We start from the raw sequence: 23,494 nt of genomic DNA on the forward strand, positions 1-23,494 counted from the left end.
GCAATCAGATGAGCCTGGTTGAATACGAGTAGCTGAGCACGATCTTTTCGATCGCCACTTCATTTTTGGTCGAGTTGAACGCGTCGAACTCCCATTTGATCGGAAAAGCATCGGCGAACTGCCAGGCGCGAATCGGCACCTTGTAGGCATTCATCAGGTATACCGCCAGCGGCAGCGTCTGGATGCGCGCCAGGCCGTCGCCGTCCAGCGCCGCGCGGCACCATCGCACCAGCGCCGACTCGACCGATCCCACCCCGCGCTTGAGTTCGAGCGGCACGTGCTTCACACCGGTCGGCAGACGGTGGATGAAGCGGTTCTCGCCGCCTTCCCGGAACTCCTCGAAGGCCATCTCCGATCCCAGGCCAGATACTTCCTGGAACGATGCATCGTCGCTCAGCTCGGCAGCCGCGAAAGCGACCTTGAAATAAAAGGCCGGCACCGGATAGACGTCGCCGAACCAGTCGCCGGGGTGCCCGGCCGCCGTCTGTGTGACGTTTCCAGGTTCAGCCATTGGCGACGGTCAGGCCTTCGTGCGCGATCTCGATCGTCTCGATGGCCACTTCATTGCCCTCGGCCTTCAGGTCGGTGCCGCTGACCTTGGTCGGCCATGCATTGGCCAGCGTCCACACCATGGTCGGCTTGCCTTCCTCGTCGAGCAGGCTGATCGTGACGGGCAGGCGCTTGACCGTGTTCATTTTGATCTGGTTGATCCAGTCCCAGAACTTGTTGTCGCCCTTAAAGATGCCCTTTTTCATCGTCACATTGCCAAACTTGGTCATGCCCGGCATCTTGATGACCGAAAACAGCGGGCTGTCGCCGCTGCGGTACTTGATTTCCTCGGACTGGATATCGAGACCACTGATTTCTTGGAATGACATGACCTGCGCGTCCCACTTCACTTGAAAATGAAATTTCGGCAACGGCCACAGGGCCGCCGATTGTTTTGATCCGTCATCTGCCATCACATCCTCCTTCGGTTGTCGTTATCTGCGTTGTGTTGCTGCGAAGCGGCGCCAGGCGCCGATTACGCATCAGGATTTCTGCATCTGCTGCTGGAAGGTAATCTCGATAAACTCGGCTGGACGCGACAGCGCCACCAGGATCGTCACGTTCATCCGGCCTTCCAGGATGTCCTCGGCCGTCATCGTTTGGCCCAGGCCGACCTGCACGGAGAACGCATCCTCCGCGCTGGCGCCGGCCAAGCCGCCGCGTTTCCAGATGCCGGTGAGGAAGTTGTTCGCCATTCCCTTGACCGTGACCCAGGTGTTGGCCGTGTTCGGCTCGAACACGTAGGCCGCCATCGCCAGGCGCAGCGATTCCTCGAGCATGATCATGGTGCGGCGCACGTTGACGTAGCGCCAGTCCAGGCTGTTGCCGTCGAGCGTACGGGCGCCCCACACCAGCACGCCGGCGCCGATGAACGACCGGATCGCATTGATCGATTTGCCGCCGGTGGTCACGTTCAGGTCTTCCTGCTCCTCGTGGCTGATGTTGACGCTTGGCGCAACGACCGAGTTGAGGCTGACGTTGGCCGGGGCCTTCCAGACGCCGCGGGCGTTGTCGACGCTGGTGTACATGCCGGCGACGGCAGCGCTCGGCGGCAGGCGGTTGAGCTTGACGGCCATCGTGCGCAGCATGGTGTTGTACAGCGCGCTCGACTTCGACAGCAGCTGGTGCACCGCCAGGCGCCCTTTCTCGATCATTGCCTTTGCTTCGTCCAGTTGCTCCGCCGAAAGCAGCTTGGCGCGCGCGTCCGCGTCGAGGGCGGCCGCAAGCAGGCTCACCATCTCGTCGTAACCTTTGTAGTCAGCTTTTTCTTTTACGACCTGGGCTTGCATGAAGTCATTGGCCGACAGCAAGCCGTACTTGCCGTCCTTGACCTTGGCAATCACCCACCCGTCGCTCATAAGACCCAGGGCATCGACCTTTTCCTGGTAACTTTTTCTCGGGATGGCTTCGGCCGGCATGTCGCCAATTTTCATGTCAGCCTGCAGCAGCTGGCCCAGCAATTTGGCACTGGCCGCGTCGATATTGCGGTAACTGAGGTCGCTTTCCTTGACGATGGTCGTCTCGAGCCACGGGTAATATGCAGCAGCAAATTTCAGGCTGTTGGTGCCGAGGTGGTCGCGGAAGTGTTCGACCGGATCGATGACGTCCGCGCGGTCCAGGTAGCCCTGGTAGACGTCGAGGATGGCAAACCGGTTCTTCATGTCGATGCCGCAATGCTGCAGGACCGCCTGCTGCACCGAGATACAATCGGATTCCGAGTCCAGCATTACCGCTTCGGGAATGACGACCAGGGTCGGCTCCAGCTCTTTCTTGAGCTGGCTGACGCCGCCCGTGAGCTTGGCGCCGCCGATCTCCTCCGTATAGTCGCCGACCGAGACGATGTAGCACGGCCCGCCGCCATTTTGGAAAAACAATTGCATGCAAGCGTACAGCAAGTAGGGCGTGCCGGCCCGACCCAACAAGTATTCGGCCCGGGGCGGCGACGCGCCGGGTGCGGGAATCGAAAAGTCGCCCGGCACGGCCGCCGCTTCCGGCTTGCCGTCCGCTGCTGGCGTCTTTTGCGACAACGTCAACGTGAAGCGGCTGTCGGGTTCGCCACCAAAATACTCGACGTACTCGGACATGGAGGTGATGCGCCAAGGCTTGTCCCTGAGCTTATTGCCTTTATTGACCGCCTTTTCGGTATAGCCAACGAAGGCAGGGACGGCAGTCGCGACTTCGACCACCGAGTTGGGGAAGGCATTTTTTTCGACGATGTAGACGCCGGGGGTTTTGTAGGCCACGTTCTCAGCTCCGATGATTACTGGTTGATGAATATTTCCGAGACCAGAATCTGGTTCCCGTCTTTGCTTTCCCGGAAATGCTTGCCCACACTGGCATTGGGCATCCTTTTGATCAGCACCTTGTCCCCGGCCGGCGAAGCGGCACGCAACTGGAAACGCGCTCCGCAAACTTCGCGCATCGCAATTGCACGTTTTGACAGGAACACGTCGGCGCCACGATGGCCGCCGATCTCGACGCCGGTGCAGTGATCGAACTCCATGTCGCCCGCCAGGTCGACTATGGCGGCCTGGGCTTCGCCAGCACCGAACAGACAGTATTTCCAGTGGCTGCTGGCGGCGTCGAAGCGGGAATAAAAATGGCGCTGCCGGGCATCAAGCGCGGTCAACAGGTCAGACGACACGGCGACCTGAAGAACCATGGCCGGCGCTGGCGCCAGAAAAGGCTTGCCGAGAATCGGCTCCAGGTCGGCGTGATCGCGTTCGATAAATGCGGACGCCGACACGTATGGCGTGACATGCAGAACCTGGCGCCCGGCATCGTCGGGGACGCTGCGGGCGGTGTCGAGCAGTAGCAGTTGTCCCTTCGGCCATGCCGGCACCGTGTATTCAAAAAAATGCACGTCGGTAAAAAAGACCAGGAACGCCATGTTGAGCGGCGCGCCGGCCTCGGCTACGTGCAGGCGCAAGCGTTCCACCACCTCCCCGTCACCAAAGGCGGCAATGCCGTCATCCTGGGCGCGCAGCAGCACCCCTGCCCTGCGCAGCAGGTTGTGACAGGCGGCGGACGGCTCGATGCGCAAGCAGCGCAGGGTGCCATCGGCGAAAAACGCGTGTTCGAACGAGACGCGAAAGATCAACTGACAAGACGACGGCATATCACTTTCCTTTCGCAAAATGGACTGCAACGGTTGGCTCGGAAATAATATGCCGGCGGCCGGTGATGCTGTTCGAATCAATGCCGACCATGCGGACGCGATATAAAACCGATGGTATGTACTTTCCGCCGAACATGCCCCAGATATTATTCAATTCGCGGCGATCCAGATTCTCCATATCGAGGATCAGCTTATCGATTCCTTCATCCATGGCCGGGCTGGAGCTGCGGTCAAATACAGGATGCTGTTGAAAAAATGCAATCACGCGCGATAAATACTTCAGGGACTCTGGATAATTTTTGCCGGTAAAGTTTGCCGCCACCATCAGGTATAGATTCAGAAACGTCGGCGCGCTGTGCGCCAGCATGTGGCTGTTGCCGGTGCGGCCTGGCATGGTATCGCGCTCAACTCCTGCCAAAAACAAGACAACTTTGTCAGCGGTCAACTGGTCCGTCCGGCCGTCCGATCCCACCGGATTCGCCAGCACAACGATGTCCTCGCCCGCAATCGACGACCGGCGCAAAAACTGATTCAATTCGAATGCAATATGGTTTATTGCGAGATAAATCATTGCCAACCGCCCGTTGCCATTTATTAAATCAGCTAAACTTATTCAACCGGCATCGCTGTTTATTATTTTCTTTTTTTATCCGGCTTTACTCGTTCCTGAAGCGAACTATGAAACGTTTTTTATGGGCCGTCAACAAATAATTTTGGATATATTTTTACACGTAAAGTGACGTGTAAATTATTACATTTACAGGGGCCAGATAATAATAAGGAAATAACGGCGATTTTGTTTTTGATAAAATCAAGTTTCAATGATTTATCGAAGCAGTGGCCCGAATGCTGATCGTCGTCGTTTTTTTGGCAGTGTTTTCATCTGTCATGAGCGCACAAAGTGCGTGCCTGTTGATGGTCGACACGTCGTGGCTACAAGGGGGTGACAGCCGTCGAGCACGCCGACGGGCAAGGGGAAGTGTTGGAGATGGCGCCCTTGATGGCACCACGGAGGGAAGTTTTGCGCTTGGTACTTGAAACTGCCTTGCCACGTCCCGGCAGAATGCGGCGGTGCTCTCGCCGCTGCCGATATGCTCTGCAAAGCGACAGCCGATTCGCGTCAACGATTCAATCGCCTGGCCAGCGGAGAAGGTGAGGTCCCGAGGGCTGCGTTTGGCGCGCTACTGCGGCTTCCTGTAGCGCAGCCACACCGCGCCGCCTTCCTGGATATCGGCCGACACCAGGGTCAAATAAGCCGGCTTGACCCACTCATCTCTGGCGACCTCGAACGATGCGGGATGCTCTCCACGGCCGTCGATCAGCGGCAGGACCAGCACACTGATTTCATCGACCAGGCCGGCGTTGACAAACGACCCGCTGACGTGCGGGCCGCCTTCGACGATCAGGCGCTTGGTGCCGAGTTCATCGGCGAGGATCGCGACGACGCGCGCCAGATCGATCTCGGTCTTGCCGCCAAACACATACGACACGTCGATCGACTGCAGGTAAGCGAGATAATCGTCGGACACCGCTTCTGTGACGACCTCGACGACATGCGAATCGAGCGCGCAATTATTTTTCCACGCGACTTTTCCGTGCGGGTCAATGGACACCGCGTAGCGAGAAGCGTCGCGTTTGGCGAAATGATGGGTGCGCGCAATTGGCGCCTTGGCCAGGCCGGTCGGATAGCCGTCGCCATGGGCGACTTCCTCCATCGTGACCCGGCCGCAAATCCAGGCGTCGAACGTGAACTGCTGCGCGAGTTTCTCGTAGAGTTCGCCCGCGCTGTTCTTGAAAGGACGGTCCCAGCCGTCGGTGAGTGCATGTCCATCGATCGAGGACATCATGTGGCAAATGACATAGGGTTTCATGGAACACTCCTGACAAGGTTTAACGGTTTACAGCATGGTATGAGCATAGCAAAAACCTGGGCAATGCAGCAACACGGCTGAAGCGGCGGTCTTAACGGCCATGCATGCTGCGCGCCGATGCGGCCGCCTGTCATGGGCAGCACGTCGCGCTCGAACAGCTGCGCAGGCGCCTGCGCGTCGACCTGATGGCGAACCCGGCGCCCTGCTCGGCACCCTGGCGACGCTGACATTGCCGACGGGCTCTTGAGGTACCTCGAAGACTGGAGGCTGGGCAGGAAGGCTTCGGTCGCCTTGCTGGTATCGGCTGCGGGCGCAAAGCCTGTACACTACGTGTCATATCGATCACTCATACTGGCAGTCCGATGCGCCGTTTTGCTCCCTTGCTAATTCTTCTTGCCGCCAACGCCGCTCACGCCGACCAGGTGCAGATTGCTGTCGCAGCCAATTTTACCGCGCCGATGAAGGAAATCGCCGCCCGCTTCGAGCGCGAAACCGGCCACCAGGTGTTGGCAAGTTACGGCGCTACGGGCAAGTTCTATGCGCAGATCAAGAACGGCGCCCCATTCGACATCTTGTTGGCGGCCGATGATGAAACGCCCGCCAGGCTCGAGAAGGAAGGCGCGTGCGCGCCGGATAGCCGCTTTACGTATGCGATCGGAAAATTGGTATTGTGGAGCGCGCAAACCGGGCTGGTCGACGACAAGGGGGACGTGCTCGGTAAAGGCACATTCGCGCGCCTGTCCATCGCTAACCCGAAGCTGGCTCCCTACGGCGCAGCGGCGGTCGAAGTGATGCAGAAACTAAATCTGTTCAGCACACTTGAACCGAAGTTCGTACAAGGCGAAAACATTGGACAGACCCACCAGTTCGTCGTCTCGGGTGCCGCCCCATTGGGATTCGTTGCCATGTCGCAGGTTTTTGAAGCCGGCAAACTGACATCGGGTTCAGCCTGGATCGTCCCCGGCAATCTTTACACACCGATCCGCCAAGATGCTGTTGTGCTGAGAAAAGGCCAAGGCAAGAGCGCCGTCGGCGCTTTCCTCACGTACTTGAAAAGCGAAAAAGCAAAAGTGTTGATTCGCTCGTCCGGTTACGACCTCTAGCTCGCAGCATGCTCACCCCTGACGATTGGGGCGCCGTCTGGCTGACCCTGAAGTTGGCCACGCTCGTCACATTCTTGCTGCTATTGTTGGGTACGCCCGTGGCCTGGTGGTTGGCGCGCACGCAATCGCGCCTGAAGAATATAGTCGGCGCGCTCGTCGCGTTGCCATTGGTGCTGCCGCCGACAGTGCTGGGCTTTTACCTGCTGCTGACGATGGGGCCGAACGGGCCGATCGGCCACCTGACACAGGCGCTGGGCATCGGTTTGCTGCCGTTCACCTTTCCCGGCCTGGTGATCGGCTCGGTTTTTTATTCGATGCCGTTCGTCGTGCAGCCGCTGCAAAATGCCTTTGAAGCGATCGGCACGCGCCCGCTGGAAGTGGCGGCCACGCTGCGCGCAAGTCCACTCGACACGTTTTTCTCGGTGGTACTGCCACTCGCCAAACCCGGCTTCATCACCGCCGCCACGCTCGGCTTTGCCCACACGATTGGTGAATTTGGCGTCGTACTCATGATCGGCGGTAATATTCCCAACGAGACGCGGGTGGTCTCGGTGCAAATCTACGGCCACGTCGAGGCGATCGAATATGCGCAGGCACACTGGCTGGCCGGCGGCATGCTGGCGATCAGTTTTTTCGCCCTGCTGATGCTGTACACCTTCAATCCACCCCGCAAAAATCCATGAATCGACCAGCATGAGCCAGCCGATCGCGATCCACGCGCGCTTTAGCGTACAGCGTGACAATTTCGACTTGCAGGCGCAGCTGGCATTGCCGGGGCGCGGCGTCACGGCCTTGTTCGGTCATTCCGGCTCCGGCAAGACAACGCTGTTGCGCGCCATTGCCGGGCTTGACCGACATCCGGACAGTTACATGAAAATCAATGGCGAGCTCTGGCAGGATGAAGCCGCCGGCGTCTTCGTACCGCCCCACCGCCGTGCCCTGGGCTATGTGTTCCAGGAGGCAAGCTTGTTCCCGCACCTGTCGGTGCAGGGCAACCTGGACTTTGCGCGCAAGCGCGCTCGCGCTGATGGCAGCGAGCTAGGTATGCTGCAGACCCTGACCCTGCTGGGCATCAACCACCTGCTCGATCGCCGTACCACCACGCTGTCCGGCGGCGAACGCCAGCGGGTGGCGATCGCCAGGGCGCTGCTGGCCCGGCCGGCGCTGCTGCTGATGGATGAGCCCCTGGCCTCGCTCGACAGCAAACGCAAGGAAGAAGTTCTGCCCTACCTGGAGCGGGTCCATCAAGAACTCGACATTCCGGTGCTGTATGTCAGCCATTCCATGGAAGAGGTGGCACGCCTGGCAGACCATATGGTACTGATCGAGGCCGGCCGGGTGCTGGCGAGCGGCCCGGCCGCCGAAATCCTGGCGCGGCTTGACCTGTCGACGGCGCTGGGAGACGACGCCGGCACGCTGGTGGACGGGGTGGTCGAGGGTTTCGACGAGGAATATGGCCTAGTGCGCCTGCGCGCCGCTGGCGGTACGATCCATATTGCGCGCGGTGCGCTGCGCAGTCCACTTTCATGTGGCGCCACACTGCGGCTGCGCATCCTCGCGCGCGACGTCAGCCTGGCGCTGACACCCCAGACCGACGGCTCGATCCTGAACCATCTGCAGGCAACCGTAACCACTGAACGAACCGTCAACGAGGGCGCGCACGTCATCGTCAGGCTCGATGCGGGCGGCACGCCGCTGCTGGCCCGCATTACGCGTCGCTCGCGCGACCAGCTTGGATTGACCTCCGGCAAGGTAGTCTGGGCCCAGATCAAGGCGGCGGCGCTGGCCTCGCCGCCCTGACATCAAACCAGTCCTGCCCAGCGTGCAGCCCAGGCGTGGTTGTCCTTGGTGCTGCCACTTGAAACATTCTTGTCATAAACGCGGAGTATCCTGAAGCGACTGCACAGATTCTTTGTCTTCCGTTAAATTATTCAAGGAGTGTTCATGAATATCCAGGCCCGGTTATCTGTGTCGACACAAGATGAATTTCGACATGCCCACATGATCTGGAGGAAGGCCAATGACAGCTTTCATGATCGATTCCAGGCGATCATCATGGCCGGCAGGATTCAAGACCTCGACAATCTGGCCCAGGACCTCGCCGGGAAGTTTGACAATTTCATTCAATGTTCCAAGGCATTCGTCGCAGGTAGATGACAACATGGCAGCGGCTGGAGGGGCAATTTCGCACAAATTTCTTTGGATCCCGGACTGCTAACTATGTTCCAGAATAAACGCTTGATCATCCTCGATGCGGATGGCACCACCATCGATGCCTATCCGGCGATCGAAGAAGCATTTGCGCGCAACGGCATGACCCTGGGTGCGGAAAAAAGCTTCCAGAAACGTCACCATCTGTTCAAATACCTGGGCGGCCTGAAGGAGTTCCCGTCGATCATCCGCAAGAACATGCGCCAGAAAGGCCGCCAGAAAATTGTCGGCAGCTTGACCGATGTGTACCGGGCGGAGGCGCGTCTTTACCCCGGCATCGCCGAACTGATCAAGTCATTGATCGCAGCGCCCGATATCGTCGTCGGCCTGGTCACCAGGAATATCACCAACGAACCCCTGGAAACGCTGCGCCAGCTGTTTGCCCGACATGACATCGACGTGGCGGCGATGGATTTTTTCGATCATGTCCCGCTAAGCGAAGGCAAGACCGCGCAATTTCGCGCCACGCGCGAGCGCTTCAACGTCAATCCCGCCAGGGCGTTCATCTGCGGCGACGAACACAAAGACTATCTCGCGGCAATTTGCACCGGCATGCATCCGTTCATGGTGTCGTACGGTTTCGAAGACCATGGCCGGCTGACGGAAAAATTTGCCGTTCCGGATGAAGTCATTTCGCGCTCCTCGGCAGAACTTTGCAGCCGGGTTCGACATGCTTTCGACATGCCTTAGCGCGGCTGTTAATACGAAATCCAGAAAAGCGCGGTGCCCAGGATGGAAAACAGCCAGTAGTCGACCGGCGCGCCGAAGGCCCAGTAGCGATGCCAAACGGCGAACTCGGGACGAAAGCGCCGCCATCCAAAAGCGGGGTTGATCACAAACCACAGATAGTCCTCGGCGATCCAGAACAGCATGACCGACGCAATGATTCGCGCTTCCATATTCCACGACCATTGCGCCAGGAAGAAGATGGGGAAATGGAAGAATATCGCAATAAATGAAAATACATAGGCGTGATAGCCAGTCATGGCGCGGCCACCCCAGAACAGGTCCAGCAACCAATGGTTCTCGATGCGCCAGGTTGGCAAATTCGCTGCCCAGCCGGCATCGCCTTCGATATGGACTTCGGCGTTGGCGAAGAACCAGGCGAGTAAAATGACGAAGGTCAGCGTGAGCAGCAGCTGCAACATAGGTAGTGGTAGTGATAGTGGCAGTGACAGTGCGGTCATTGCGTTGCCCTTTGCAACGCAATGGCGAGTACCCGATGGGCGGCGTCCGGGCGCGCCAGCGAGCTTGCCTTGGCGCGCATCGCAGCAAGCCTGGCATCATGCGAGAGCAAATAGCCGACCCGGTATTTCAGCGTTGCCATGTCAAATGCCTTCAGCGCCACTCCCCGCTCCAGCAGGAAATTCGCGTTGTGCTCCTCCTGTCCCGGAATTGGCGCGATCACGATCATTGGCAATCCCATGGCCAGCGACTCCGCAGCGGTGAGTCCACCGGGTTTGGTCACCACCAGGTCGGCGCACGCCATGAGCCGTTCAATTTGCCTGGTGTAGCCTTGCGCCACCAGCCTGTCAGGATATTCGATGGCAAGCTGGTGCAATTCGGCGAGCATCGCCTTGTCCTTGCCGGCAAGCGCAATGATGTGAAAATTCTCTTTGAGTTCGAGCAGGCATTCGGCTATCTCGCGAACGCTGCCGAACCCGAACCCGGCCCCGCCGCCCAACAGCAAGACAGTTGCGCGGTCCGGCGAGATGCCGAGTTCGCGTGCGCATGTGCTTCTATCGAGCGGCTCGGCAAACGCCGGCATGATCGGGATTCCTGTCACAAATATCCGATCGGCGGCGATTCCCTGTTCGCGCATGCGAAACGCGACCTCGTCGTTGGGTGCGAAATAGCCGGCCATGTGATTGTGTACCCACATCCGGTGCAAATCGAAATCGGTGACTTGCACCCAGACCGGATAGTCGGCGTCACCCGCCGCGAGCAGTCGCGACAAAAGCTCGGCCGGAAAGAAATGGGTGCAGATGATGAGGTCGGGCTTCTGTCTTGCAATTTCCGCCAGCAGGGACCTGCTGCTCATCCGCTCTGCCCAGCGACGTATTCGGTGGCCGAAGCCCTCGTGCCTGGCAAGGTTGGTCGTGCGATAGATGTAACGCCATAACGCAGGCGCATGACGCACCAGGAAAATGTAGGCATCGGTGTAGACGAACCTGAGCCACGGCGTGACGAATTGCAGTGCGTCGAGATGGGTGGCCTCGATGCTGGACTGTTCTGCACTGGCATACGAGCGCAATGCCTCCGCCGCCCGCGTATGGCCGGTGCCCGCCGAGGCGCTGAGTACGAGGATTCTGGGATGAGTCATGGGCGCCTGTTAAGTTGAAAGCGGCTTGATTCTATCGACTCAGAATGACAGACACATGACATTCATTGGGCCCGTCGCAGCGGCCACGTTGGCCAGACTACGACGCTGCGCGAAGATGATCTTGTCGGCAACGATGACGCACAGCAAGATTTTTCGTGGATCAGCGATGGCAAGCGGCACGGGCTACGCGTCGACGTACGCGGCGCCGACGGCAAATTGCTGCCGTTAGGAAACCCCACTTACTTGCATTAGCAAAGCGTAAGGAATGCCGCCAAGCCGTTCTCATGCCCTACCTTGACAGTACAGCAATGACATTTTTCAATCAGGCCGATTAATACAAGCAATCAGGCGCTACCCCATCTTGAGGTATGATGAATACCAATGAGTTCTTCTCATTTGATAGTTTCTATTAACCGGCATTCAATACACGAGGATCTCCCATGTCGCTGATCAATTCCCAAGTCCCTGTTTTCAAAACGCAAGCTTTTCACAACGGCAAATTCGTCGAAGTCTCCAACGAAACCCTCAAAGGCAAGTGGTCGGCCATCATTTTCATGCCTGCCGCGTTCACCTTCAACTGCCCAACCGAAGTCGAAGACGCAGCTGACAATTACGCCGAGTTCCAAAAAGTGGGCGCCGAGGTGTACATCGTCACCACCGATACCCACTTCTCGCACAAAGTCTGGCACGAAACCTCGCCAGCCGTCGGCAAGGCCCGGTTCCCACTGGTCGGCGACCCGACCCACACGCTGACGCGCGGCTTCGGCGTGCACATCGACGAAGAAGGCCTTGCATTGCGCGGCACCTTCATCGTCAACCCGGACGGCGTCATCAAGACCATGGAAATCCATGACAACGCCATCGCCCGCGACGTCAAGGAAACCCTGCGCAAGCTGAAGGCTGCCCAGTTCGTTGCCGCACACCCGAACGAAGTTTGCCCGGCAAAATGGAACGAAGGCGCCAAGACGCTGACCCCATCGCTGGATTTGGTCGGCAAGATTTAAATAGTAGCAGTACAGAAGGGCCGCGTGACCGCCCTTCTGTGCCGAGTCCAGCTGCACGGGCTCTCACAGTTCAACGAATGCACTTTTTTTACGGATACCGACATGCTCGACGCCACTTTAAAAACGCAATTGCAGGCCTATCTACAAAACTTGCGCACCCCGATCACGCTCATTGCCACGCTGGACGACAGCGCCAAGAGCGTGGAGCTGCGTGAGCTGTTGGCCGACATCGCAGGCTTGTCCGACAAAGTCAGCGTCGACGAATCCGGCACCGACCGTCGTACGCCCTCGTTCGTCATCGCCAAACAAGGCCAAACGCGTGGCGTGCGCTTTGCCGCCATTCCTTTGGGACACGAATTTACTTCGCTGGTGCTGGCCCTGCTGTGGACCGGCGGCCACCCGCCGAAAGTGGAAGCGGACGTACTCGACCAGATCAAGTCGCTGGACGGCGCCAACTTCGAGGTGTACATGTCCCTCTCCTGTCATAACTGCCCCGACGTGGTGCAGGCCGCCGCCCTGATGGCAATCTACAACCCGAACATCGATGCGGTGATTATCGACGGTGGCATGTATCAGGACGAAGTCGACACCCGCCAGGTGATGGCGGTGCCGATGGTGTTCAAGGACGATACCCTGTTCACTGCCGGCCACATGTCGCTGGAAGAAATCGTCGCCAGGCTGGACGTCAATTCGGCCGACCGCGAAGCCACCAAGCTCAATGAAAAAGCGGCGTTCGACGTGCTGATCGTTGGCGGCGGTCCGGCGGGCGCTGCCGCTGCCGTGTACGCAGCGCGCAAAGGCATTCGTGTCGGCGTCGCGGCGGAGCGCTTCGGCGGCCAGACCAACGACACCATGGCGATTGAAAACTACATCTCCGTGCTGGAGACGGACGGTCCGAAATTTGCCCTCGCGCTCGAGGCCCAGGTGCGCCACTACGACGTCGACATCATGAACCTGCAGCGGGCCGACCGCATCGTGCCGGCTGCAACGCCGGGCGGCCTGGTTGCCGTGCATATGGAAAACGGCGGCGTGCTGCATGCACGCAGCGTGATCGTTTCGACCGGTGCACGCTGGCGCAATGTGAACGTGCCAGGCGAAGCCGAATACAAGAACAAGGGCGTGGCGTATTGCCCGCACTGCGACGGCCCCCTGTTCAAGGGTAAGCGCGTGGCCGTGATTGGCGGCGGCAACTCCGGCATCGAAGCGGCCATCGACCTGGCAGGCCTGGTGCAGCATGTAACGGTCATCGAATTTGCCGACACGCTCAAGGCCGACGCGGTACTGGTGAGCAAGCTGAAAAGCTTGCACAACGTCACCATTCACGTCAACGCCCAGACCACGGAAATCACGGGCGACGGCCAAAAGGTCAATGGCATCGGCTATAAAGACCGGGTAAGCAACGCGATCCATCATGTGGCGCTGGAAGGCGTGTTCGTGCAGATCGGCCTGGTCCCGAATACCGAATTTTTGAAGGGGACTCTGGAACTGAGCAAATTCGGCGAAATCGTCGTCGATGCCAAGTGCCACACCAGCGTGCCTGGGGTGTTCGCGGCCGGCGACGTGACGACGGTGCCGTACAAGCAGATCGTCATCGCCGCGGGCGAAGGCTCGAAGGCTGCACTGAGCGCGTTCGATTATCTGATCCGCCAGCCCTTGGCCGTGCCCGCCGAGTCAATCGAAGAGGCTATTGCAGCCTGATCGTACCGCTGCGGCCGACCCTGCCATCAGGGTCGGCCTTTTGCTTTACGAGCGGTAGCGCTCGAACTGTCGAGATTGCCATCAAGCCGGACCAGGCTGTGCCAGGTCAACTATCTGAACCAGCTTGCCGGGCCAGACCACCGCGCCTTTAAAGCTGGCCGTGATTCATGTAGACCACATGGGTCTCCAAATGCTCATACAGCCCGTGTTTGCCATCAGCCCCCCCGATACCGGATTTTCGCCGCCCTGCATGAAAGCCTTGCATCGCTTCGAAGTGCTCCCGGTTCACATACGTCTCACCAAAATCGAGCGCGTGGCATGCCTGCATTGCGTGGTTTAAATTGCGGGTAAATACCGATGACGTCAGGCCGTATTCACTGTCATTGGCCAGCCCGATTGCTTCTTCAAGACTGCTGACTTTCTGAATTGGAATGACCGGCCCGAATACTTCCTTGTGCATGATCTCCATGTTGTTTGAACAGTTGATCAGCACGGTAGGCTCATAGTGAAATCCTTCGTCCAGATCCGCGATGCGGCCACCGGTGACCAGTTCGGCGCCTTGGGCAAGTGCACGCTGCACCAGCGCATCCACCTTTTGCAGACCTTGTTTGTTGATCAGCGGGCCCATATGCAAGCCCGACTGTTTGAGCGGATCGCCAAACTTGGTACTTTTCATGAACGTCGCAATTTTCAAGGTCAACTCGTCCGCAACGGAACGCGCTACATAGATGCGCTCGGCGCAGTTGCACAGCTGGCCCGTGTTGGTGACGCGCGAATCCCAGATTGCCTTGGCAGCCAGGTCCAGGTCGGCGTCGTCGAGCACGATGACCGGCGCTTTGCCGCCCAGCTCCAGATTAACCCGGGTCAGGTTCTTCGAGGCACTGCTCATAATGCGCATGCCAACGTCAACGCTACCGGTAAAGCTGACCATGTTGACATCTGTATGCGCAGTGAGATCCGCGCCCACCGAAGCGCCGCGCCCGCTCACCAGGTTGAACACGCCTTTCGGCAGGTCGGTCTCATGCACCAGCTTGGCAAATTCGAACGCATTGATCGGGGTCTCCTCGCTCGGCTTGATGACGATGGTGTTGCCCGTAATCAGAGCCGGCGCCATTTTTCGCGCAATCAGGAAAAATGGGAAATTCCACGGCAGGATACCAGCGACGACGCCAAGTGGCTTGCGTAGCATGAAGATGGTTTCACCGGCGCGGTCGCTGGTGATCACCTCCCCTTCGATACGGCGCCCCCATTCGGCCATGTAGTCGATGTAGTCGGCAGTAAACGCCACTTCCACCTTAGCAAGATCGAGCGTCTTGCCCTGTTCGCGGGTGATAATCTCGGCCAGGCGGTCAACATGCTGGCGGATCTTCGCAGCAATTGCCCGCAGGTGAACGGCGCGCTGAACGGCGGGCAGTTTCGCCCACCCGCGCTGCGCCTGGCGCGCCGCCGCAACCGCGGCGTTCACCGCTTCAGAGGTGCTTTCGGGTACGGCGCCGACAAATGCCTGAGTGGCGGGATTGAACACTTCGATCTGGTCGCCGCTGCTGTGCTCGATAAAGCGGCCACCGATATAGTTTTGGTAGTTATTCGACATTGCTTTGCTCCATTCATTGTTAGTTAAAGCATGCCGCCAGCTGACGCGGTAGCGGCATGCCCGCCGTGCTGAAATTTTTCAGGAAAACCTGCGCGCAATAGTGCTATTCGAGCCGGAACACGTTAACAACGCCGCCTTGTGGCACAAGGGTTTTGTGCGGCATGATGGTATCGAAGGCCCCTTGCATGCGCTGTGCGTCAATACCCCAGCCAGACTGTACTGCGATAAACTGCTCGCCATCGACTTCAAAGCTGGTCGGAACGCCGGTCACGCCAGAGCTCATGGCCTGTTCCCACAGCAGCTTGCCGTCGCGCGCGTCGAAGGCCCTGAACTTGCGATCATTGGTGCCGCCGCCAAATACCAGATTGCCTGCGGTTGTCAGCAGCGGGCCCCAGTTCATTTGCGGAAAGACGTGAGTCCAGACCTTCTTGCCGGTCTTCAAGTCCCATGCCTGTACTTCACCGATGCCTTTTTTTGCCGCCTCGTCAAGACGCACGTGCGTCAGGATGTTGTCCAGCCCGACGCCGATGTACAGCGAACCGGGCTTGTATTTGCCGGCCGCGACGCCAGTAATTTCTGCACATAAATTGTTATTTGCCGGGATATACAACAGCCCGGTATTCGGGTTGTACGCTTCAGGCGGCCAATCCTTGCCACCCCACAGGGATGGGCAGAAGTTGACCGTCTTGCCGGTTGCCGGGATCCGCGCCGGCACATATGTCGGTCGGCCCGTCTTCTTGTCGACGCTGGCAAAAACGTTTTGCAACACGAAGGGCCACGCATCAACGAAGCCAATCTTGTTCTTGTCGCGCTCAAGCAACCACAGGTAGCCATTACGCCCGGCATGCACCAGGGATTTCACTTTCTTCCCATTGCGGTCGATGTCGATCAGCAGCGGTGCGGACACCTCGTCCCAGTCCCATCCGTCGCTATGGTGGTATTGATGGTGCCCTTTCAGTTCGCCGGTATTGACATCGATTCCCATCACCGATGACGAAAACAGATTGTCGCCTGGGCGGGTGTCCGGCATCCATGGGGCAGCATTGCCAATTCCCCAGTAAGACACTTTGGTGTTGGAGTCATAGCTGCCGGTCACCCAAACCGAACCACCGCCGGTCTTCCAGGTGTCGTCTTTCGGCCAAGTCTCGGCGCCCGGTTCCCCCGGTGCGGGAATGGTGTAGCGCTTCCACACTTCCTTACCGGTTTCAGCGTCATAGGCCGCAACAAAGCCGCGAATACCGTACTCGCCGCCCGAGACGCCAATCACGATTTTCCCTTCCGCCGCCAGCGGTGCCAGCGTGGCGTAGTAACCGGCTTTCCAGTCTGCCGACGCCGTTTTCCACATCTCTTTGCCCGTCACGGCGTCGAGCGCGACGACGAAGGCATCGGTCGTGGCGATATACACTTTGTCGCCGTACAGCGCAACGCCGCGATTGGTCGGATGCAGCTGCTGCAGTTCTTCGGGAATTTGTTTCTTGTAGCGCCAGATCTCTTTGCCTGATTTGGCCTCGAAGGCGATCACCTGGTTGTTCGGCGTCGTCACGTACATGTAGCCGTTGTTGACGATTGGCGGGGCCTGGTGGCCATCCGTCATGCCGGTTGCGTAGCTCCACGCCAACTTCAGATTTTTGACGTTGTCCGTCGTGATTTTCTTCAAAGGGCTGTACCCCCACGACTCGTAGTTGGCCCGGTACATTAGCCAGTTTTGTGGCTCCGGACGCGATAGCCGCTGATCCGTCACCAGTGTGTAGGGTTTGAGCTCGGTTCCCACCGGCGGCGCTGCGGCCATCACGGATATCGGCAAAAAAGCCGCCAGCGTCAGCATGCCTGTCAGTCTGTTCTTTTTCAACATTTTCATCTCCATCTTGTTATGTGGCAGCAGTCGATCACTCGACTGTGCGCATTGTTGGCGGCGATTCCCATCAGGTCGTTGCCGCTCCGTTCCTGGCCGTTAGCCAGCCTTTTTGACACCTGGTGTGGCGCTGAACTCTTGTGCAACCACCAGCTCACCGCCTTCCGCGGCAAGCGGAAGGTACGGAAGATTTCTCGGGGCCGGTCCTGCAGTGACCGATCCCGCATTCATGACGTCGAATTTTGAAAAATGGCAGAAGCACATCAGCGCATTTTCTTTCGCCAGAAATTCCGTGACGTCGCACCCCTGGTGCGTGCAAATGGCGGAAAACGCCAGCACCCCGTCCACCGCCCGCTTTGCCATTTCTCCGCTCAGGGAAGCGGGATCGAGCCGAATCAGCGCGATCTTGTTCAGGCGCGAACCATCCTGTACCACCTTGCTTGCCGGGGTATAGGGGTACGCGAGCAGTGGCTTGCCGTTGAGCGCAATATCGGCCACCCGCAGCGGTGTAACGGCGCCCTCCGCGTCGGCCCGTACCAGGCGATTGCCTGGCCGCGGCCGCGTGTCCTTGTCATCAGCACGCGCGATCGGTATGCAGCCCCCTGCGAAGCAGGTGATTGCCAAAGTTCCTGCCGCGCGCATGAGATTGCGTCGAATCGGACGCTCCAGCGTCTTCTCGCCGGTGCGGGGTTGATTGTGCTTGTCAACAGTTGTGCTCACTGTGCTCTCCTCTTTGTTCGTTTAAGAGGGTCAATAGCATGATGTATGCCAATGCATGGCAAAGCGCCCGGATAGCGCCGCATGCCCGTTGTCCGCCGGCGCCTGGTCAGCGCGACTGTCCCGCGCGACTGTGGCAGTGTCCGCGCGACGCAACAGCCTGCGACAGTGCGCCCGGCATTCCGGCGCGGCCCGGCAAAGACCTGTCAGCGCATCTTTATGCTGCGCGCCATGGCAGTCTCCCCGTGCCCGTGCAAGCGCAGAGGGGCGCAACCGCAGCGCTGCGCATCATTTGTCCGTCGCCGCCCGGGCCGCAAAACGGCCGGCTTTTCTCAGGCATACATTGTGCATAGTTGATAACACGGGATGGCTGTCGGAGTGGCCATGACCGTCACGCAAATATTTATAACAGGAGATCGAAAATGAGCAAACAATATGGAGAAACACCGAAGCCACCCGCGCATCGTCTGACGAGCGCAGCTTTGCTACTGGCTTGCTTTTTCTCACCGGCAGCCTATGCGGAAACGAGCCGGGGTTTTATCGGGCCGTTCGAGTACCAGTTACCGGGCAATCTCAGCAAGCCAATCAACGTCGTCGTCCAATATGGCTACATCGACCGCGAGCACAAACAGTGGAACGGGGTCGGCAACAAGATCGGCGCAGCCAACGTCGATGTCAACGTCGGCCTCACCAAGTATGTCCATGCATGGAACCTTGAAAGCAATCCGGACGTTGGCATTGGCTGGGAAGTAATTGCACCGCTGCTCAGTGTGCAGGACAAGACCGCGCGCACCACGTCGAGCGGCCTGGCAGACCCGGTCGCCGGCGGCTTCGTTTGGTACAAGCCGACCAAGGACAGCACCATCGGCACCGATTTCCTGTTCCAGGTGCCGGTCGGCAGCAATACCGTCGGCGGCGGCGATCGCTGGAGGATCATCCAGTCGGTGTTTGGCACTGTCAAGAGTGACAACCTCAACTATACCGCCGACATCGTCTGGGACTGGCCTGGCAAGAGCACCGGCACCCGCACGACAGCAGCGAAGACCTGGTCCACCCACCATCGGGTTGGCTATTCGGTAACTGCGCTGCTGTTGCCGTATATCGGCGTCGACTACGAGCGCCAAGAAGCAAAAAACGGTCAGCCGACAAGCTATGAAGCGGTGGGCAACCTCGGCCTGGTGTTAACCTTCCCGGCCGGTTACACCTTCGCCATGCATTATGGCCGCGGTTTCCGTGGTGAAAACCGCGCGCAGACCAATTCCATCAACGCCCGCTTTGTCTACGCCTGGTAACAGCGACGATCAAACACCCATGCTTTCCGTCGCGTGTCGCGCGCACCGGAAAGCATGGAATTTTCAGCGTCCGCATTATTTGGCAACTGGCGGACTGCCTGGCGGTCCGATCATGTGTTGCTGCTCTCGGATTTCAGGCGCCGGTACAAGGTCGAGCGGCTAATTCCCAGCAACTTTGCCGCGGCAGAGAAATTGCCTGCACAGATATCGACCGCCTGTGTCAGTTCCCGCCGCGTATGCGCGCTGAGGACCGTTCGCCGCTGCTCGGTGGATTCCTCCTCATCGGCTGCCATGGCGCCGTGCCCGAAGACCAGGTCGATGAAATTGCCTTCTTGCTCGCGGAACAGCGGGTCGTTCATGTTGGCGAAATAGATCACCGCGCGCTCGAGCATGTTTTCCAGTTCCCGGACATTGCCAGGCCAGTGGTACTTGTAGAAGTACGGCAGCAGCATCGCGATCATTTCTTTTGGCGAATCGCGTAGCTTCAGACGCCGGACGATGCTTTCCATGATCTTGTGGCAAAGGTAAGGCAAGTCCTCCAAGCGCTCGATCAAAGGCGGCAGGTTAAGCTGCAAAATATTGAGCCGGTAATACAGATCCTCGCGGAAAATTCCTTTTGCGATCTGCTTCAGCAAATTGTGGTGTGTGGCGGCAATGACCCGCACATCGACGCAGGTGGTGTGGGTGCCGCCGAGCCGCATGACCTCCCGCTCTTGCAGTACCCGCAGCAAGCGGGTCTGCAGCGCCAGCGGCATGTCGCCAATTTCATCGAGAAAAATTGATCCGGTGTGCGCCAGTTCGAACAGGCCAGGTTTGCCCCCTCGGCGCGAGCCGCTGAAAGCGCCGTCTTCGTATCCGAAAAGTTCGCTCTCCAGCAAGCTTTCTGGCAGCGCAGCGCAATTGACCGCGACAAAAGGCGCATTCGCGCGCGCGCCTTCGTTGTGGATTCCTTGAGCGAACATTTCCTTGCCGGTGCCGCTCGCGCCCAGCAGCAAAATGGTGGAATCGGTACGAGCGTAGACGCTGGCCAGTTTGACGAGGTACTGCATCGCTTTCGATTCGCCAGCAATTTCGGTGAGGCAGTGGGTCGCCCGGAAATCGCGCCGCCTTGCACCGGAGCGAATCTGGCGGTCCGCCCGTTGCAACGCATTCGTATCCTGGCAGATGATGACGGTGCCGTCATGCTCCGGTTCGTTTGATAGCGGATAGGCGTTGACCAACAAGGTGCGCTGTCGCGCCGACACCATGCACCCGCCAGGTGGCGTTCCCGTTTTCAGGTACTTGTGCAGCTCCAGCTCGGGCGCAACGTCGTTGATGTGAGACCCGATGAGGCTGGCCGAGGCCGTCTTGAAAAACCCCGCAAAGACCTCATTGGCTGCCTGTATCTTGCCCGTCTCGTCGAGCGCGGCAACGCCATCGGCCAAGTGCTGCACGATGGCGTTGATGTGGTGACGCTGCGAAGACTCGAGCCGCTGCAGGCGGACCTGGGCCATGGCGTCCTCGAACGCCTGGCGGATCGAACGGGCCGACGACAGCAACACGCCTTTCATGCCGGCACCGGCGGCCACTTCAGTCACCATTGACGAGCCGATGATCACTTCGCAACCGCATTCGCGCAGGCTGCTCACGCGCGCCCTGACCTCGGCGAGCGTGTCATATTGAAAATGCTTGAACGCAATTTTCCACAGCCGCTCGGTGTAGTCCAGTTCCAGGTTGGACTGCCGATAGCTGAGCAAGGCAATGCCGGTGGAATGCTGCACTGCCTCGAACATTGCATGCATCAGGTCGTTGGTGCCGTTTTTCATCAGCACGACCGGAGTCGTCAGGTTCTTTTGCAAAAAAGCCCCCGTCGCGCCAGCGCACACAAAGACGTCGATTTCGCCCGACTGCTCGGCGTTCCTGGCGTACGCGAGGCTCTCGCTAATGGGCAAATCGACGACGCGGATTTCGGCCACGGCGCAAAATGACGCCGCGATGTTTTGCACTTCACGTGCCAGCCGGCTCGGATAGACTTGCAAATCGAGGTGGCTGATGATAACGGCGATTCGCGCCAGAGTATGTCGCATGAGGGTCTTTCCTTCTGTCGCCAGGACACTGGCCCGGACCATCGAACGTTGCGCGGCGATGACTCAACTGCCGCCCGCGTCCGCCACCAGACGCTCGCGCAACAGCCGGTGCTGGATCTTCCCGGTTGCCGTGCGCGGCATCGCCGCCTCGGTGACAAACGTAACGGAGCGCGGCCGTTTGTAACCGGCCAGGCGCTCCTTGCACCACTCCAGCAGCTCGACCTCGGCCACCTGCTGGCCCGGGTGCACGATCACGATCGCTTTCACGACCTCGCCCCATTTGTCGTCCGGCATGCCGATCACCGCGACGTCCTTGATCTTTGGATGGCAAGCGAGCGCGTACTCGACTTCGGTGGGGTAGATATTTTCGCCGCCGCTGATAATCATGTTGCTCTTGCGGTCCACCAGATAGATGTAACCGTCGCTGTCGCGGCGTGCCATATCGCCGACCGAGCACCATTTCCCGGCAAACGCTTGCGCTGTCTTTTCCGGGTTATTCCAGTAGCCATCGAAGACATAGGGCGTACGCGAATACAGTTCGCCGACCTCGCCTTCCGGCACTTCCTGGCCATCCAGCCCGAGCAGTTTGATGGCCCCTGAAAATGCCCACTCCCTGCCGACCGAGCCGAGCTTGTCGATCTGTTCTTCCGGACGCAACAGCGTGACCCAGCCCAGTTCGGTCGATCCATACAACTCATGGAGCTTGCAGTTGCTGAAGTAATCCATGATCGCCAGCTTGAGTTCCTTGCGCGCCGGCGCAGACGAAATCATCAGCTTGTCGACGGCGCTGACGTCGTACTTGCCTTTCACCGCGTCGCCAAGCGCCAACATCATGACGTAGTGGGTCGGCACCAGCGAGGTGAAAGTGATGCGTTCGTGCGCGAGAACGGCGACCAGGGCTTCGGGATCGAAGCTGCTACGGTCATCGATGACGATGGTGGCGCCAAGGTAGGCGAAGGTGACGCAAAAATAGAGCGAGTTCGCATGGCACATGGGCATGACCAGCAAGCCGCGGTCATTGCGGCTAAATTGCATTTCCAGCGCGGTGGCGACGGCAATCTGCGCATTCCCGGCGTGATTACGGATGGCACCTTTTGGCCGGCCGGTGGTGCCCGAAGTATACATCAGGGCAAACAGGTCGGCGCCGTCGACAGCCACCGGTACAGCGGCGTGACTGGCGGCGCTGATCAGGGCTTCGTAATCCTGGTAGCCCTGCGGCGCCGACGACCCGATATGGACATAACGATCCGGCCGGATCGACAGTGCAGGACGCACCGCATCGACCCGGTCGCACAGCGCGGCCTGGACGATCACTGCGGAGGCGCCGCTATCGCGCGCGATGTACGCAATCTCGTCGGGCGACAGGCGGAAATTGATCGGCACCGCAACCAGGCCTGCCTTCGCCAGGCCAACGTACAATTCCATCCATTCGATGCAGTTGTAGGCCAGCAGCGCAACCCGATCGCCTTTCTTCAAGCCCAAAGCGAGCAGCCCGTTGGCCAGGCAGCACGCGCGTTTTTCCCACTGCAAAAATGTCAGCGACCGGGTGGAATCCAGTACCCCGATCTTCTGCGGAGTGAGCCGCGCATGGGTTGCAATTACATCGGCGAGGGTCAAGAAGTGGTCCATCGTGTCTCCCAGTGTAGGGCGAATTCGTCGGCCCCTGTCGGGCCATGTTGCCCTTGAAAAAACGCCTGGCGCGGACCTGCTGCAGCCGCAAAGCGATTGAATTCAGAATACAGTAAATCGTGGACGCGCATTGTTTTTTTAAGAACTAAAAAAACAATTTTTTTCTTGACAACCTAGACTTTGCACCAGCAAAATTGAGGTCGATGGAATTCCGAATTCGGAATACAATAATTCTCGATGGACATTCCAAAACTAGGCATCCAACAAAGCTTACCGAAATAATGGGGAGGAAAATTGGTCGGCCTCAACCCTGGAAAAATTGTTACCTCGGCTGCCCCGGGCAGCATGCCGGGCGATCGGATTGCCTATCTCATCGCACTGGCGACCAGGTTCATTGCCGTCGCCGCCGCGCCATCGATTTCAATCGGCTTGTTTTGACCGGCAAGCCATTATCTGACAGGAAAGAA

At 58.8% G+C, this 23,494-nt stretch carries 22 protein-coding genes; 9 read left to right on the forward strand and 13 right to left on the reverse strand.

The window, feature by feature from the left end:
* Positions 1–4: 4 nt before the first annotated feature.
* The 6 genes from CR103_RS05425 to CR103_RS05450 form a co-directional block, all read right to left on the reverse strand.
* Complete coding sequence (locus CR103_RS05425; RefSeq protein ID WP_099914988.1) at positions 5–511, reverse strand: phage tail protein; 507 nt, start codon at positions 509–511, stop codon at positions 5–7.
* Entirely contained in the window at positions 504–962 is a 459-nt protein-coding gene (locus CR103_RS05430) for a phage tail protein (protein WP_099914989.1), read from the reverse strand. The genes CR103_RS05425 and CR103_RS05430 overlap by 8 nt, the downstream gene beginning before the upstream one ends.
* A gap of 69 nt (positions 963–1,031) precedes the next feature.
* Positions 1,032–2,792, reverse strand: a complete 1,761-nt coding sequence (locus tag CR103_RS05435; RefSeq protein ID WP_229442814.1) for a phage tail sheath family protein — start codon at positions 2,790–2,792, stop codon at positions 1,032–1,034.
* 17 nt (positions 2,793–2,809) lie between these two features.
* Positions 2,810–3,697 (reverse strand): hypothetical protein, encoded by an 888-nt coding sequence (locus tag CR103_RS05440; RefSeq protein WP_143752527.1) that lies wholly within the window; start codon positions 3,695–3,697, stop codon positions 2,810–2,812.
* Positions 3,669–4,238: a Pvc16 family protein gene (locus tag CR103_RS05445; protein WP_099914991.1), complete on the reverse strand. Its 570-nt coding sequence runs from the start codon at positions 4,236–4,238 to the stop codon at positions 3,669–3,671. The genes CR103_RS05440 and CR103_RS05445 overlap by 29 nt, the downstream gene beginning before the upstream one ends.
* Positions 4,239–4,848: 610 nt before the next feature.
* The gene (locus tag CR103_RS05450; protein WP_099914992.1) at positions 4,849–5,538 is read right to left on the reverse strand and encodes a dihydrofolate reductase family protein; all 690 of its coding nucleotides are present in this window, start codon (positions 5,536–5,538) and stop codon (positions 4,849–4,851) included.
* Between the two features lie 362 nt (positions 5,539–5,900).
* On the opposite strand from CR103_RS05450, the gene modA reads away from it, so the two are divergent.
* The 5 genes from modA to CR103_RS05470 all read left to right on the forward strand — a co-directional run bounded on the left by modA (position 5,901) and on the right by CR103_RS05470 (position 9,542).
* A complete protein-coding gene (gene modA / locus CR103_RS05455; protein WP_099914993.1) occupies positions 5,901–6,641 on the forward strand; it encodes a molybdate ABC transporter substrate-binding protein in 741 nt (246 codons plus the stop codon).
* A gap of 8 nt (positions 6,642–6,649) precedes the next feature.
* The gene (gene modB, locus CR103_RS05460; RefSeq protein WP_099914994.1) at positions 6,650–7,324 is read left to right on the forward strand and encodes a molybdate ABC transporter permease subunit; all 675 of its coding nucleotides are present in this window, start codon (positions 6,650–6,652) and stop codon (positions 7,322–7,324) included.
* A 10-nt stretch (positions 7,325–7,334) separates the two neighbouring features.
* On the forward strand, positions 7,335–8,441 hold the full coding sequence (gene modC / locus CR103_RS05465) for a molybdenum ABC transporter ATP-binding protein (RefSeq protein ID WP_099914995.1): 1,107 nt from the start codon (positions 7,335–7,337) through the stop codon (positions 8,439–8,441).
* Positions 8,442–8,585: 144 nt separating this feature from the next.
* On the forward strand, positions 8,586–8,798 hold the full coding sequence (locus CR103_RS21970) for a hypothetical protein (protein WP_143752528.1): 213 nt from the start codon (positions 8,586–8,588) through the stop codon (positions 8,796–8,798).
* Between the two features lie 63 nt (positions 8,799–8,861).
* Positions 8,862–9,542, forward strand: coding sequence for an HAD family hydrolase (locus CR103_RS05470; protein WP_099914996.1), 681 nt, complete (start codon positions 8,862–8,864; stop codon positions 9,540–9,542).
* 8 nt (positions 9,543–9,550) lie between these two features.
* Here CR103_RS05470 and CR103_RS05475 read toward each other — a convergent pair whose 3' ends face one another.
* Positions 9,551–10,000: a hypothetical protein gene (locus CR103_RS05475; protein ID WP_099914997.1), complete on the reverse strand. Its 450-nt coding sequence runs from the start codon at positions 9,998–10,000 to the stop codon at positions 9,551–9,553.
* Between the two features lie 35 nt (positions 10,001–10,035).
* Positions 10,036–11,175 (reverse strand): MGDG synthase family glycosyltransferase, encoded by a 1,140-nt coding sequence (locus CR103_RS05480; protein WP_099914998.1) that lies wholly within the window; start codon positions 11,173–11,175, stop codon positions 10,036–10,038.
* Positions 11,176–11,615: 440 nt separating this feature from the next.
* Here CR103_RS05480 and ahpC point away from each other — a divergent pair, with 440 nt between their 5' ends.
* The gene (ahpC, locus tag CR103_RS05485; protein ID WP_099914999.1) at positions 11,616–12,179 is read left to right on the forward strand and encodes an alkyl hydroperoxide reductase subunit C; all 564 of its coding nucleotides are present in this window, start codon (positions 11,616–11,618) and stop codon (positions 12,177–12,179) included.
* Between the two features lie 102 nt (positions 12,180–12,281).
* Positions 12,282–13,877: an alkyl hydroperoxide reductase subunit F gene (ahpF, locus tag CR103_RS05490; RefSeq protein ID WP_099915000.1), complete on the forward strand. Its 1,596-nt coding sequence runs from the start codon at positions 12,282–12,284 to the stop codon at positions 13,875–13,877.
* A 148-nt stretch (positions 13,878–14,025) separates the two neighbouring features.
* Here ahpF and aldA read toward each other — a convergent pair whose 3' ends face one another.
* The 3 genes from aldA to CR103_RS05505 all read right to left on the reverse strand — a co-directional run bounded on the left by aldA (position 14,026) and on the right by CR103_RS05505 (position 18,043).
* Entirely contained in the window at positions 14,026–15,471 is a 1,446-nt protein-coding gene (aldA, locus tag CR103_RS05495) for an aldehyde dehydrogenase (protein WP_099915001.1), read from the reverse strand.
* A gap of 103 nt (positions 15,472–15,574) precedes the next feature.
* Entirely contained in the window at positions 15,575–17,323 is a 1,749-nt protein-coding gene (locus CR103_RS05500) for a methanol/ethanol family PQQ-dependent dehydrogenase (protein ID WP_099915024.1), read from the reverse strand.
* A 99-nt stretch (positions 17,324–17,422) separates the two neighbouring features.
* Positions 17,423–18,043 carry a QcrA and Rieske domain-containing protein gene (locus tag CR103_RS05505; RefSeq protein WP_218968444.1) on the reverse strand — a complete coding sequence of 207 codons (621 nt, stop codon included), beginning with the start codon at positions 18,041–18,043 and terminating at the stop codon, positions 17,423–17,425.
* 419 nt (positions 18,044–18,462) lie between these two features.
* On the opposite strand from CR103_RS05505, the gene CR103_RS05510 reads away from it, so the two are divergent.
* Positions 18,463–19,332 (forward strand): transporter, encoded by an 870-nt coding sequence (locus CR103_RS05510; protein ID WP_143752529.1) that lies wholly within the window; start codon positions 18,463–18,465, stop codon positions 19,330–19,332.
* Between the two features lie 110 nt (positions 19,333–19,442).
* Here the strand turns inward: CR103_RS05510 and CR103_RS05515 are convergent, their stop codons facing one another.
* Together CR103_RS05515 and CR103_RS05520 are read right to left on the reverse strand one after the other, a co-directional pair.
* Positions 19,443–21,440, reverse strand: coding sequence for a sigma 54-interacting transcriptional regulator (locus CR103_RS05515; RefSeq protein ID WP_099915004.1), 1,998 nt, complete (start codon positions 21,438–21,440; stop codon positions 19,443–19,445).
* 21 nt (positions 21,441–21,461) lie between these two features.
* Positions 21,462–23,027, reverse strand: coding sequence for a class I adenylate-forming enzyme family protein (locus CR103_RS05520; RefSeq protein WP_099915005.1), 1,566 nt, complete (start codon positions 23,025–23,027; stop codon positions 21,462–21,464).
* Between the two features lie 294 nt (positions 23,028–23,321).
* On the opposite strand from CR103_RS05520, the gene CR103_RS22495 reads away from it, so the two are divergent.
* Positions 23,322–23,465, forward strand: a complete 144-nt coding sequence (locus CR103_RS22495) for a hypothetical protein (protein WP_180279287.1) — start codon at positions 23,322–23,324, stop codon at positions 23,463–23,465.
* The last annotated feature ends 29 nt before the right edge of the window (positions 23,466–23,494 follow it).

The sequence above is a fragment of the Massilia psychrophila genome, from assembly GCF_002760665.1.
Taxonomy (GTDB): domain Bacteria; phylum Pseudomonadota; class Gammaproteobacteria; order Burkholderiales; family Burkholderiaceae_D; genus JAFCUW01.